The organism is Marivivens donghaensis, from assembly GCF_030410045.1.
In the GTDB taxonomy this organism is placed as follows: Bacteria; Pseudomonadota; Alphaproteobacteria; order Rhodobacterales; family Rhodobacteraceae; genus Marivivens; species Marivivens donghaensis.
In genome coordinates this window covers 66,296-79,729 of record NZ_JAUFRA010000006.1, presented here as the reverse complement: position 1 = coordinate 79,729, position 13,434 = coordinate 66,296, and the positions used below count along the sequence as shown (strand labels likewise).

Annotated in this window: 11 protein-coding genes; 3 read left to right on the top strand and 8 right to left on the bottom strand. The window is 55.9% G+C overall.

The features are described from left to right. Positions 1-24: 24 nt before the first annotated feature. The gene (locus QWY83_RS09905) at positions 25-657 is read right to left on the bottom strand and encodes a YcbK family protein (protein ID WP_249946010.1); all 633 of its coding nucleotides are present in this window, start codon (positions 655-657) and stop codon (positions 25-27) included. A 173-nt stretch (positions 658-830) separates the two neighbouring features. On the opposite strand from QWY83_RS09905, the gene ilvD reads away from it, so the two are divergent. Then, complete coding sequence (gene ilvD / locus QWY83_RS09900; RefSeq protein WP_249946247.1) at positions 831-2,666, top strand: dihydroxy-acid dehydratase; 1,836 nt, start codon at positions 831-833, stop codon at positions 2,664-2,666. Between the two features lie 48 nt (positions 2,667-2,714). On the opposite strand, the gene QWY83_RS09895 is transcribed toward ilvD, so the two are convergent. Together QWY83_RS09895 and QWY83_RS09890 are read right to left on the bottom strand one after the other, a co-directional pair. Further along, entirely contained in the window at positions 2,715-4,025 is a 1,311-nt protein-coding gene (locus tag QWY83_RS09895) for a TRAP transporter large permease (protein ID WP_249946011.1), read from the bottom strand. Then, on the bottom strand, positions 4,022-4,600 hold the full coding sequence (locus QWY83_RS09890; protein WP_249946012.1) for a TRAP transporter small permease: 579 nt from the start codon (positions 4,598-4,600) through the stop codon (positions 4,022-4,024). The genes QWY83_RS09895 and QWY83_RS09890 overlap by 4 nt, the downstream gene beginning before the upstream one ends. Positions 4,601-5,028: 428 nt before the next feature. Between QWY83_RS09890 and QWY83_RS09885 the strand changes: the two genes are divergently transcribed. Both QWY83_RS09885 and QWY83_RS09880 read left to right on the top strand, forming a co-directional pair. Further along, positions 5,029-6,426, top strand: coding sequence for a bifunctional enoyl-CoA hydratase/phosphate acetyltransferase (locus tag QWY83_RS09885; protein WP_249946013.1), 1,398 nt, complete (start codon positions 5,029-5,031; stop codon positions 6,424-6,426). Continuing rightward, positions 6,423-7,586: an acetate/propionate family kinase gene (locus QWY83_RS09880; protein ID WP_249946014.1), complete on the top strand. Its 1,164-nt coding sequence runs from the start codon at positions 6,423-6,425 to the stop codon at positions 7,584-7,586. The genes QWY83_RS09885 and QWY83_RS09880 overlap by 4 nt, the downstream gene beginning before the upstream one ends. Here the strand turns inward: QWY83_RS09880 and QWY83_RS09875 are convergent. Genes QWY83_RS09875 through QWY83_RS09855 form a run of 5 tightly spaced genes read right to left on the bottom strand, consistent with a single transcriptional unit; the run spans position 7,583 to position 13,430 of the window. Then, positions 7,583-9,283, bottom strand: a complete 1,701-nt coding sequence (locus tag QWY83_RS09875) for a hypothetical protein (protein WP_249946015.1) — start codon at positions 9,281-9,283, stop codon at positions 7,583-7,585. The two genes, QWY83_RS09880 and QWY83_RS09875, sit on opposite strands and share 4 nt — an antisense overlap. Next, positions 9,280-10,404, bottom strand: coding sequence for a protein-glutamate methylesterase/protein-glutamine glutaminase (locus QWY83_RS09870; RefSeq protein ID WP_249946016.1), 1,125 nt, complete (start codon positions 10,402-10,404; stop codon positions 9,280-9,282). The genes QWY83_RS09875 and QWY83_RS09870 overlap by 4 nt, the downstream gene beginning before the upstream one ends. Then, the gene (locus QWY83_RS09865; protein ID WP_249946017.1) at positions 10,401-11,240 is read right to left on the bottom strand and encodes a CheR family methyltransferase; all 840 of its coding nucleotides are present in this window, start codon (positions 11,238-11,240) and stop codon (positions 10,401-10,403) included. The genes QWY83_RS09870 and QWY83_RS09865 overlap by 4 nt, the downstream gene beginning before the upstream one ends. A 16-nt stretch (positions 11,241-11,256) precedes the next feature. After that, a complete protein-coding gene (locus tag QWY83_RS09860; RefSeq protein ID WP_249946018.1) occupies positions 11,257-11,745 on the bottom strand; it encodes a chemotaxis protein CheW in 489 nt (162 codons plus the stop codon). Positions 11,746-11,759: 14 nt separating this feature from the next. After that, the gene (locus tag QWY83_RS09855; protein WP_249946019.1) at positions 11,760-13,430 is read right to left on the bottom strand and encodes a methyl-accepting chemotaxis protein; all 1,671 of its coding nucleotides are present in this window, start codon (positions 13,428-13,430) and stop codon (positions 11,760-11,762) included. Positions 13,431-13,434: the final 4 nt, after the last annotated feature.

Sequence of the window (13,434 nt, the reverse complement as noted above, 5' to 3'; positions counted from 1 at the left end):
TTGCAAACGGGGCGTGGCACCACGTTAGGCGGCTGTGCCCCAAAACCTCACCCGACCCGTGTCGACATGCACAAATGTGTCGTAGCCCCCGACCCCACCCATGTGCAGCCCTTTGGCGAGTTGGATCGTATCGCGGACCGACACTCCAGGCAGGCTAAAATCAATTGCCTTCGCCTGAATATGAAGCGAATTGCGCGCAGCATTGGCCCCCGCCGCGCGGATAGCGTCATTGGTTGCACGACTGCGGTAGCCAGAGAGAAAACGCATGTCGCCCGAAAACCCTTGGCGACGGGCTTGCTCTTGGATTTCAAGCAGACCTACCACAGCGTTTGCATCAATCGGTTTGACTTCGTTTCTACGCCAGTCCCGCATAAAGCGGTTCACTTGATCCAGCGCCGTATGATCGACACCTGTCGCCTGCACAGGGCGCACCGCGATGCGTTCGTCCGTGTGGATATTCCACATATTGAGAACGGGCGTTCCCGCGGCGAAGTCGACCTGAGGCGATTGGCCCATCGGCCCTTCCAGCGACGGTTCAGGTTCTGGATCGTACATCTCGTAAAGGCTCGCGCCTGTGTCGAGGTCAATCAAAGGCCCAGCGCCGCGTGCCAGAATGCTCCCAGTGGTCGCAATAGCAGGACGCGCGACGAATGGCATCGCTAAACCTACTATCAATCCTGTTATGACATCACGACGTTGCACGCGTTTCCCTTTGACCTGATCTGCCAATGAAAGTGCAAGTTCTGGGCCAAACAGGAAATCGCCGCGAAACCCTGTTCATCGGCTTTGTGACGTTATATCTAGTCAACGCGCAACAGATGGATGTCCCAATGCCCTATTACCGTTCTCGTAAATCCACCCATGGCCGCAACATGGCAGGTGCCCGTGGTCTTTGGCGTGCCACAGGCATGACCGATGGTGATTTTGGTAAGCCGATTATCGCAGTCGTGAACTCGTTCACCCAGTTCGTTCCGGGTCACGTTCACCTCAAAGACCTCGGTCAAATGGTCGCCCGCGAAATCGAAAAAGCAGGCGGCGTTGCAAAAGAATTTAACACGATCGCGGTCGATGACGGCATCGCGATGGGTCACGACGGGATGCTCTATTCGCTCCCTAGCCGCGAAATCATCGCTGACTCGGTCGAATACATGGTGAACGCGCACTGCGCTGACGCGATGGTCTGTATCTCGAACTGTGACAAGATCACCCCGGGTATGATGATGGCGGCAATGCGCCTGAACATCCCCGTGATCTTTGTATCTGGCGGCCCGATGGAAGCTGGCAAGGTTCAGATCGGCGATCTAGAGCACGCGCTCGACCTCGTTGACGCGATGGTTGCTGCAGCTGACGACAAATATACTGATGAAGAAGTTGACGCGATTGAGAAAGCCGCCTGCCCGACCTGTGGCTCGTGCTCTGGTATGTTCACCGCGAACTCGATGAACTGCCTTGCTGAGGCGCTCGGCCTTGCTCTGCCGGGTAACGGTTCGGTTCTCGCAACGCATGCGGATCGCAAGGAACTCTTCCTCGAGGCGGGTCGCAAGATCGTTGAAATCACCAAAGCCCACTACGAAGAAGAGAAACCGGGGCTTCTACCGCGTGACATCGCGACGTTTGAAGCGTTTGAGAACGCAATGTCGCTCGATATTGCGATGGGTGGTTCGACCAACACCGTCCTCCACCTTCTCGCTATCGCTCATGAGGGCGAAGTGAACTTTACGATGGCGGACATGGACCGTCTGTCGCGCAAGGTTCCGTGCCTGTCCAAAGTTGCCCCTGCAAAAGCGGACGTTCACATGGAGGACGTGCACCGCGCTGGTGGCATCATGGCGATCCTTGGCGAACTGCATCGCGGCGGCCTGCTGCACGGCAACGTCAGCACCGTTCACACCCCCACTATGGCCGAAGCCATTGCAAAGTGGGACGTGATGACCACCAACGACCCGAAAGTGGACGAATTCTTCCGCGCTGCACCGGGTGGTGTTCGCACGACCGAAGCGTTCTCGACCCAGAACCGCTACAAAGAGCTCGACCGTGATCGCAAAGGCGGCGTGATCCGCTCGGTAGAAAACGCGTTCTCCAAAGATGGCGGCCTTGCCGTTCTGTACGGCAACATCGCGCTGGACGGATGCATCGTGAAAACGGCAGGCGTTGACGACTCGATCCTCAAGTTCACTGGCAAAGCCAAGGTCTATGAGAGCCAAGACGATGCTGTGAACGGCATCCTGACGGGCAAAGTGGTCGAAGGCGACGTCGTAGTCATTCGCTACGAGGGTCCGCGCGGCGGCCCGGGCATGCAGGAAATGCTCTACCCGACGTCCTACCTGAAATCCAAAGGCTTGGGTAAGTCCTGCGCGCTCCTCACCGACGGCCGTTTCTCGGGCGGCACTTCGGGCCTGTCTATCGGCCACGTTTCCCCTGAAGCCGAAGAAGGCGGCCTGATCGGTCTGGTCGAAACTGGCGATACCATCGAGATCGATATCCCGAACCGCACCATCAACCTCGCTGTTGATGAAGCGACTCTGGCCGCACGCCGTGAAGCAAAAGGCCCGCTTCCTTGGAAACCCGCAGAGCCACGCAAGCGTCAAGTATCGACCGCGCTCAAGGCCTACGCAATGCTGGCATCATCGGCAGCAAAGGGCGGCGTTCGTATTCTTCCAGAATAAGTTCGCGCATCATTACAGTCAAAGGCCGCCTCTATCGGGCGGCCTTTTTCATATCAGAAAGAGCGTGATCGCTGGGAACAAAAGCAAAATCGCCACGCGGATCAAATCGGACCCCACGAACCAAATAACTGCGCGATAGGTCTCTGGCATCGGGGTTTCACGATCCATCGAGTTGATGATGAACAGGTTCATCCCCACAGGCGGCGTTATCAATCCGACCTCAACCACGATCAAAACGAGAACCCCGAACCAGATCGCCAGTTCTTCGGTCGTCATGCCCCATTCCATCATTTTCAACGCAGGGAAAAAGATTGGGACGGTCAGTAGTATCATCGACAGGCTGTCCATCACGCAGCCCATGATGAGATAGAACACAAGGATGGCGATCAGGATAACGATAGGCGCGTAGCCTTGGGACAAGAGCCATTCCGACACCTCTTGCGGTGCACCTGATCGGGCAAGGAAGCCGTTGTAATACTTCGCGCCAAATACGATCAGATAGATCATCGCGGATGATTTTGCCGTCGCCAGAAACGCCTCGACCATAGCACTCCGCCCTAGGGTTCCGTTTAGCGCCGCGACGATCCCCGTCCCAGCCGCGCCAACGGCAGCCCCTTGGGTTGGCGTGAAGAGCCCAGTGTAGATGCCACCAACAACCGTCGCGAATACGGCGAGTACAGGCCAGACTTTGACCAGCTCGCGCATCCGATCCGCATAGGACACGGGCGGACGCGTGCCCGCTTGATCAGGATACCGCCGCACATAGAGTGAGATGGTGATGGCATAACCAACTGCTGCCAAAAGGCCCGGAATGAAGGCCGCAAGGAGCAATTTCGCGATGTTTTGCTCGGTCAGGATCGCATAGACGACAAGGATCAAAGACGGCGGAATGAGGATACCTAACGTTCCGCCTGCGGCCAGCGTTGCCGTCGAAAACCCACCTGCATAGCCAGCGCGTTTGAGTTCAGGCAGAGCGACCTTGCTCATCGTGGCCGCCGTGGCCAGCGAGGACCCGCAGATCGCACCAAAGCCAGCACAGGCCCCGACCGCTGCCATGGCCACCCCGCCGGGGCGATGGCCAATCCAGCTTTCTGCGGCTTTGAACAAGGCACGCGACATGCCGCCAATAGATGCGAAATGCCCCATGAGGAGGAACATCGGCACGATTGACATGGAGTAGTCGGAAAATGTTGTGAAGGTCTCAGTCTTTAACTTTGCCAAAGCGAGGTTGGGGTTCCCCATCATCAACCAAAGCCCGCCAAATCCCGCGCAGAACATCGAAATACCGATTGGCACGCGCAGAAAAATGAGGCCGAGAAGTGCGGGAAACGACCAGAGGCCGATTTCGAGGTTACTCAATGAACCGCCCCTTCCACAACGGGCAGGATCGCCCGCCCCGTCAGTGCCTCTGCTATTCGAACGGTTGCCGTGTAGAGGCTGCATAGCGCCGTGAGCCCCAGCCCAATGAGAGCTACCAAATACGCCCACCAAAGCGGAATCTGCAGCAATGTCGTCCGCGTGCCTGCACGGTGTTTTGCCTCTAAACCCTCGAACAATTTCCAAACGATCACGACCAGTACAGCGGCGACCAACACGTCAACAAATGCTTGGAGGATGCGCAAAACGGGCACAGGCATGTTTTGCGTAAAGAGGTCGACGCGCGCATGTCCTGCTGTCATCTGACACAAGGGCAAGAAAAGGCAAATCGTAACCGCCATGCCCAGCTCGACCAGTTCGAAATCACCGCGCACGGGCCCAATGCCCAGCGCCAATATCCCGTCGGACAAGGCTGGAGCGCGCTCAACCATCGCATGTGAGATGTCAGCAGTGATTTTGCCGATAATCGACAAGCAAACCATCACGATGAGCGCTGACAGAACCAATCCGCCCACGATCGCACAGCCTTTTGCCAACCAAAGTAAAACTCTGAACATCCCGTCCACGTTCATATGCCCCTTTGACCGCAGCGATATGCGCAAAGGTCCTGAAAGTCGAGATTTTAGGGGGCCAGAAATACAAAACCCCCGATCCGCTCAGCCTTTTGGGCGATCAGATCGGGGGTATTAATGCTAGTCCATATCCCTCCTCCAAAGCATATGGACCTGCATCAAACTGAAACCTGTGTTTCGAGCGTCAACGTGACGGCAGGTCACCCTGATGTCAAATAGTGCAAATACAACCTATACTTTTGAGACTTTTATGCTGCTGTGCAGCATTTTTCCACATTATCGATTGAGCCGTTGAACTGTCGAGCCAGTTTCATAATTTTATGATTAAGGTCAAAGCGAAAGCCCGTGGGGACAGCTAGTGACCTCTCGGGAGGAACGACCGGACACCAACTCAAGGGAGCCATCGGGCCACCATGCATCTCGTAAACAAAACATTCGATGAACTCAGAATCGGTCAGACCGAATCCCTCCGCCGATTGGTGACGGCAGACGACCTGTACGTGTTCGCCAACGTATCAGGGAACTACAACCCGATGCACCTGCCGCGTCACGATGGCGACGGCGATGGTTCGGTCGAAAGCGTCGCGCCTGGGATGTATGTGGCCTCACTGATTTCCGCGGTGCTGGGAACTTGCTTGCCTGGCCCTGGAACGCTTTATCGTCGCCAGACGCTAGAATTTTTTGACCGCGTTCATGCTGGCGAAGAAATAATCTGCACGGTCACTGTCACCACCAAAGATGAGGATGGGATAGTCACTCTATCCACCGACATCACCCATGCTGACACGGGCAACCTCGTGTTGCGTGGTGAGGCGCAGGTCCATGCCCCAACGGTCAAGTTTGACCAAGACAACGTAGACGTGCCGCGCCTCGTCGTCGAAAGGCATCGGCATTTTGAGGCCCTTCTGGAGAAGGCAAAGCCCCTGCCCCCACTTGCAACAGCGGTCGTCTGCCCCGAGGAAGTAAAATCCTTGGGGGGCGCGCTACTTGCGGCGCAAGAGAGCATCATCACGCCCATCCTGATCGGCAATCCTGCCAAGATCAAAGCCGCGGCAGACGAACTGGGCGAAGATATATCTGCCTTTGAAATCATCGCGGCGGACCATCACTCAGCTGGATCGATCGCCTGCAAGCTGGTCCATGACGGAAAAGCGGCTGCCGTAATGAAGGGGCATCTACACACGGACGATCTGTTGCGCCCGATGTTGGACAAACAAAACGGTCTGCGGGTCGGCCGTCGATTTACCCATGTCTTTGTCATGGACGTTCCGGGCATGCGGCACCCCGTGATGGTCACGGACGCCGCGATTAACATCGCGCCTGACCTCGAAACCAAGGTCGACATTGTTCAGAACGCAATCGACCTCGCGATTTCTATTGGGTCCGAAGAACCGCTTGCCGCTGTTTTGTCTGCTGTTGAGACCATTAATCCGTCTATCCCATCCTCAATCGACGCTGCGCTTTTGTCCAAGATGGCAGAGCGCGGACAAATCACGGGCGGCAAAGTTGACGGCCCGCTGGCGATGGACAATGCGGTCGACATCGGTGCTGCCCGTACAAAGGGGCTAAGCGGCGATGTGGCTGGCCACGCGAATATCCTTGTTGTTCCCAACCTTGATGCGGGGAATATGTTGGCCAAACAGCTCGCATTTATCAGCCACGCCGAAGGGGCTGGCCTCGTTCTAGGGGCAAAAGTTCCCGTGATCCTGAACTCGCGGTCTGACAGCAAAATGTCGCGCCTTGCATCCTGCGCTGTTGCTGCGCTCCATGACGCACGGCTCAATGGCGTCAAAGCAGGTGACGTGAAATGACGACCGTTTTAACGCTGAATGCGGGGTCATCATCGCTGAAATTTGCAGTCTACTCGTCAGATAGCGATCACCCGCTGGTCACGGGATTGGTGGACCGGATCGGGACGAATGCAACGTTGAAACTAAAGGATAAACGGGGGTTCGACCTACCAACGAAAACTGACGGTCTGAGCACACATCAAGAAGCGCTCACCTCTGTGCTTTCAGCAATCGAGCCAGAACTGGATGGACAATCGATCGATATCGTAGGGCACCGCGTCGTTCATGGTGGACTGTGGTATGATGCACCCGTGATGGTCACGGATGAAGTTTTAGAGCGGTTGACCACGCTCGAACCGTTTGCGCCCCTTCACCAGCCGCATAACCTCAATGGGATCAAGGCAGCCAAAGCGGCGTTTCCTAACGCGCCTCAGATCGCCTGTTTCGACACCGCATTTCACCGCCACCACCCTTATGTGAACGATACCTTTGCGATACCCCGCGCCTATTACGACAAAGGCGTGCGGCGGTATGGGTTTCATGGGCTGTCTTATGATTACATTGCTGGCGAATTACGCCGCATCGCGCCGACAATCGCCCAAGGTCGTGTAGTCGTTGCCCACCTCGGGAACGGCGCATCAATGTGTGCGATCCAAGACGGCAAGTCAGTCGCATCGACCATGGGGTTTTCGGCCCTCGATGGGTTACCGATGGGAACCAGATGCGGGCAACTCGACGCGGGTGTCGTTCTATATCTGATGGACCAAGAGGGCCTTTCGGCGACCGACATTTCAGACATGCTCTACAAGAAATCCGGCCTTCTTGGGCTGTCTGATTTGTCAAACGACATGCGAACGCTAGAGGCCTCGGATAGCCTCGAGGCCCGACAGGCAATCGACTATTTTGTCTTCCGCATTCAGCGCGAACTGGGCGGGATGGCCGCTGCGATGGGCGGGATTGATGGCTTGGTATTCTGCGGCGGGATTGGTGAAAATTCAGCCTTTATCCGTGATCGCGTCTGCGAACGAACGGCATGGATGGGGATCGAAATCGATCACAGTAGGAACGACGCCCATGCGCAGGTCATCTCGACAGAGATGTCCCGAACAACGGTCATGGTCATTCCAACCAACGAAGAGCTCGTGATCGCACGCGCCGCCCGTGAACTCACAGACGTTTAAAAGAGGATATCGTCCAGATCATCCGAACCAGCGTCGGGCGCGGTATCGGCGACAGCTTCGAGAGTTACGAAATCGCCACCGAAAAGTTCGTCGTGGATGATCCGTTCACCTTCCATGGTGTATTTCGAACGGAGTGATGAAAGGATGTCCGACATTCGATCAGGGTCACTCGCGCCCTGATCGGAAACCGTATCCTTGAACAATTGCAGTCCCATCAGATGCGACCCAAGGCGGTCAAGACGTTCGCTAAAGCGCTCCAACTCACCCGTTGCCGATGCGATCTGAATTGGCAGCGAAGAGGCCGCCGCGTCAAAACCAGAACTGGTGCGAACCATCAGCCCATTTGCTGTCTCGATCATATTGAACAGCGACTGGCCGTCGTTTGAGAAATCCGACAGGCAGTTTTCGAGGCCACCTATACGATCTTCGGTCAAGACACGGATCGTTTCACGCGTATCGGCCAAAATCGACTGAAGCCGCGCGATGATGAGGTCGCTCTCGTCCGTCAAATCGCGGAGCCAATGCGCCAACTCGCGAAGTGCGCGGCCTTCAGTACCAAGTTTTGCGCAGATGATCACAGCGTTGATACCAGACAGACGGATCTGATGCGCGATGCCACGCAGGGTCGCTTCGTGTTTCAGAATAACTGACAAACGGTTGTGGACTGCTTCTGCGCGGCCTTTCATGGCGGCGAAGTGTTCACCGTTACCGCGTAAGCTCTGTTCGAGCTTTTTGTGTTCCTTCCCACCCGCCGTCGACGAAAGCCCAGTCCCACCCAAGGTCGTTCGCGAAGCCGCTAGAATAGCCTGCTCGCCACGCTCCTGAACGGCACGCAAAGAGGCAATCGCCGTTTGGATGTCCTCTTGGGTCCGAAGCTTCATACGCTCGGACAATGCGATCGCGAGATCAGCCAGTCGGGACGCATCGCGGCCATCAACAGTTTCCGCAATCGCCAGTGTCTCTTCGACACGCTCGATACGCTGACGCGCGGAATCGCCGGTTTGAAGCGCCACGATGATACGCCCGACTTCAGACGCGATCTGATTGGCCTGTTCATCCATGTCCTGCGCGGCAGAAACCATGCCTGCCTGACCATCGCGAATTTTGGTCGACATGGTCGAGAACGCAGCAATGGACGGCATAACGTTCTGGCGCAATTCGCCCAGCATCAGCCGCTGCTCGTAGTCCATCGCTCTGACGTCATAAGCAATTTCTGCCATCGAGTCGTTGATTTCGCTTAGGATGTTCTCTGACTCTTCCGACATAGCGGCAAGCCTGTCGATAAAAGCCGTCACCTGCGGACGTGCGGGAACAAGGCTGTTGCCCTGAATGCGCGCGTTGATCGAAATATTGGCGATGGTCCGAACAACGCGATCCAATTCATGGACTTCGGACGAAATCAGACGCACCGATTTATGCAGTTCTGACGATGCTGTCGTAAAGCTGCCGCAGTTGGCCTGAAGCGTCGAAAGATGCGCGTTGACGGTATCGATCAATGCGGACAGTTGCGCTTCGGTTTCAGCACCGAGTCCCTCGCGCAATTCGCCAAACACCGACGACAAATAACCAAGCCGATCTAGGGCACCTTCTAGGCTTGAGCTCGTCGATACAAAGGTTGTTTCGATCTCTGATCTGAGCCGAACAAAGTGGTCAATTGTCGCGCGAATGGGCGATTGGATAGGGGTAAAATGCGTCATGAGCCGGCCCCGTGATACCCGTGCATACGGGCAAATGTAGTGATTGAAAGTGCAAGACGGCCTAGAGGCAGAACCTGCTTTGCGTGACCGAGGTTCACCGCTTCGCGTGGCATGCCGTAGACGACACAAGTTGCCTCGTCTTGGGCGATAGTGTGGCCACCCGCCCGTTTGATTTCGCCCAAGCATTGCGCCCCATCATCGCCCATGCCCGTCATGATGATACCCAGAATATTCGCGCCACCCGCCGCGGCCCCAGAGCGGAACAGCACATCAGCAGAGGGTCGATGCCGACTGACACTTTCGCCTTCCACCACTTGGACGCGGTAACCCGAAGGACTACGGCGCAATAGCATGTGACGATCACCCGCAGCGATGATGCAGCGCCCTTGTGTGACAGTCATTCCGTCTTCGGCTTCGCAAATTTCGATCTGAGCGAGGCTATTCAAACGATCCGCAAAGGCTTTGGTGAAACCTTTTGGCATGTGCTGAACGACGACGATCCCAGGAGCATCCGCAGGTAAAGCGCAAAGGACTTCGCGCAGAGCCTCAGTCCCCCCCGTCGAGGCGCCGATGCAAACGATCGGTTCAGTCTTTGGGATCGGGCGCGAGAAGTTAGGCGGCGGTAGAATGACATCCGCTGAGAGTTTAGCCGTGGGCTGAACTGGCGCTGCCGCACGACGCGGGAGCCTGCGACCAGGCGCGCGATTGCTCTGAGCAGCGGCATGGATTGCATCACAAATTCTGGCCGACGCCTCTTGGAATACCTTCGCGTCTGCCATCGACGGCTTGAGGATCACATCAACGGCACCCGCCTCCATTGCTTCGACACTACGCTGGGATCCGCTCTGCGTAAGCGAGGAACAGATGATGACGGGCAATGGACGCTGCGCCATGATCTTTTTTAGGAATGTGATCCCGTCGACACCCGGCATTTCAAGGTCGAGCAGGATGACATCTGGCAAAGCCTCTTTCATCAAACGTGCTGCGGAATAGGCATCCTGCGCCATGGCCTGAACGCTCAACGCTGGATCGCTTTCAACGATTTTACGCATCATGACGCGCGCCGACGATGAATCGTCCACGATCAGAACTTTGATGGGGTCAATTTCGGCACTGGTCATCTTGCGATCTTCTTAAAAATTGTAGGTTTTACTTGTTCGAGGCTGTCACATCGAACGACCATGCTTTCAGCGTGCCCCACGATCAGATAACCGCCTATCTGCAAGTGGTCTGCCAGCCTTTGTACGACAGCTGCTTTGTCAGGCGCATCGAAGTAGATCAGGATATTGCGCAGAAAAATCACAGATACATCGCGGTCGACGGGGTAGGACAGATCGATCAGGTTCATGTGACGGAACCGAACGCGCTGACGTAGCTCGGGGACGATGCGCACTTTGCCATCCATTCGCGGGGTCTGCGCAGTCATGATGTAGCGCCGCGCTAAATCAGGGGCGACGGTCGAAATCTGTTCTTCATCATAGACGCCAATCGTCGCCTTTTTGATCATGCGACGCGAGATATCAGTGCCCAGAACGCCCCAGTCAAATCGCACGCCTGTGCGACAGGCCTCGGACAGAACCATCGCGATTGTATAGGCTTCGGCACCTTCGGAACTCGCGGCGCTCCAAACCTTCATGCGTGCCTTTTTCACACCCGCATTGGCGATTAGCTCGGGCACGATATGGCTGCGCAAGAAGTCAAAATGCTCCTTCTCGCGGAAAAAGCTCGTCGTGTTTGTGGTGATGAGATCAATGACCTGACGCAATTCATCTTCGGGCAATTGTCCATTGACGAGAGCCTGAAGGTAGCTGTTCACATCAGGAAGCTGCCACATGACCATCCGCTTGCGCAGACGCTGTTCGATCATTGGGGCCTTTGACGCGGGCAAGCTAATGCCAGTTAGGGTCCGGATGATATGCCGGAACCTTTCGCTGGTATCAGTTTGCAATGACGTCATGACCACGGTGGAATCCTCAAGCCGCGTCAATCGCAGCAGAGGTCGAGACCCCAGCTAGAAGTGCAGGATCACCAAACAGATGATCAAGGTCGAGGACGCTCACGATTTCACCGTTGCGACGTCCGATCCCCGCGATGGCAGCACCGTCCCACCGCAGCAATTCAGCTTCGGTCAACGGACGAATTTCTTCGTCGTCCATACGGGTAACTTCGATCACGCGGTCTGTCCGCACGCCAACAACGCCAGAGCCCGTGCCATAGTCCATCAAGGTCACGAGGATACGTGTATTGGGCGTGTCCTCTAACGGCTCGAGGTTCAGCAAACTACGCAGATCGACGACAGGGATATTTTCCCCACGCAAATCAATGATGCCCATCAGATACTTCGGAGCCTTCGGCAATGGTGCGATGGGACGAATGTCCAGAATCTCTCGAACCCGATCGACCGCGACACCATAGATGGCGCGGTCGATTGTGAAGGTGACGATGTCAGTGCAAGTCGACATACATCCGCTCCGGATCAGTAGGATTTGCTGCGAGCAAATTGATCGTCGAGCGAATCCAGATCATCTTCACCCAGATCGAAATCGAACCCACCATCAGCTTTTTGCGGACGCGATGGACGCATCGGTTTCTTGGCAGCATTTGCAGCAGGAGCAGATTTGCGCGGTGCTGGTTTTTCAGCTGCAGCGCCATCCATTTCAAAGAACCCAACGATACGCTCCAACTCAGAGGACATATCCGCCAATTCAACCGCACTTGCCGAGAGTTGCTCGGACGCCGAGGTGTTCTCTTGGGTCACGCGGTCCAGCTGTTGGATCGACATGTTGATCTGGGACGAACCCGTTGCCAGTTCACGCGCAGCCACCGAAATTTCAGTGACAAGCGACGATGTGCGTTCGATGTCAGGAACAAGACCTTGAAGCATTTCACCAGCGCTTGCAGCAGTCTGAACTGTCGACGCAGAGAGCGACGAGATTTCAGTTGCCGCAGTCTGGCTACGTTCTGCGAGTTTCCGAACTTCAGCCGCAACGACCGCGAAACCACGCCCATGCTCACCCGCACGTGCAGCCTCAACAGCAGCGTTCAGAGCGAGCAGGTCGGTCTGACGCGCGATTTCCTGCACAATCATGATGCGTTCAGCGATGGTCTGCATCGCATCAACAGCTTGGGTCACAGCCTTACCGCTGTTGCGCGCATCTTCGGCAGACTTGGTTGCCATCTGTTCGGTGATGCTCGCGTTTTCAGCGGTCTGTTTGATGTTCGCAGCCATCTGCTCAACAGCAGCCGAAGCTTCTTCGGTCGACGATGCCTGTTCTGTTGCGCCCTGCGAGAGCTCTTCGGAGGTCGCGGCCATCTGAGTCGCGCCGTTGTTCACGTTGCGCACCGAATGGGTCACTTCACCGACGATATCACGCAGCTTTACAACCATGTCGTTGATTGCGGTCTGCAGATCACCGATCTCGTCACGGCCCTGGACGTCAATTGTGTTGCGAAGATCACCTTTGGCAACGCTACGAGCCATTGCCGAAGCCACACCAAGGCGACGCGAGATACTCAGAACGATGAAGAGCGCGGAAATAGCACCCACCAGCATCGTTGCGGCAACGATGATAATCAGATTGCGACGACCGGCAACAAAGCTCGCTTGGTCTGCAGCGACGCTGGCTTCGAGGCGGCCGTGAACGAGTTCATGCAGTTGCTCGAGCATGTTCTGCAGATTTTCTGTTTCGTCGCGCAAAGCGCCGTGGAACATGGTGTTCGCTGGATCACCCTGACCCGAAAGTTCATATGCTATGACACGCTGAGCGGTCGCCAGCGCTTCAGCATCGGCCTGTTCGAAATTATCTAAGATCGTGATCATGTCCGGCGTAGCGACAGCACGAATTTCAGCCACATATTGCTTGGCTTCCTCATTCAGCTCATTCAAGTGCGCGCGAAGGTTCGGAATGTGGTTCGCTGGCGCATCAGGAAGACCGATGAGAATTTCCGCAACAGTGGTACGGACCATCAATTTAATGCGGGTCAGATCTTCGATCAGCAACAAAACCGGAACTTCGTCAGCGACAACCGCGTCGTAGTTTTGGTTGACCTTATCGAGGTCCCTAAGGGCGATCCCCATCGAAATCGACGAGAGGATAAACACGAACAAAAAGGTGGCGGCGAGTTTAACTTTGATGCTCAGACGCATGTCA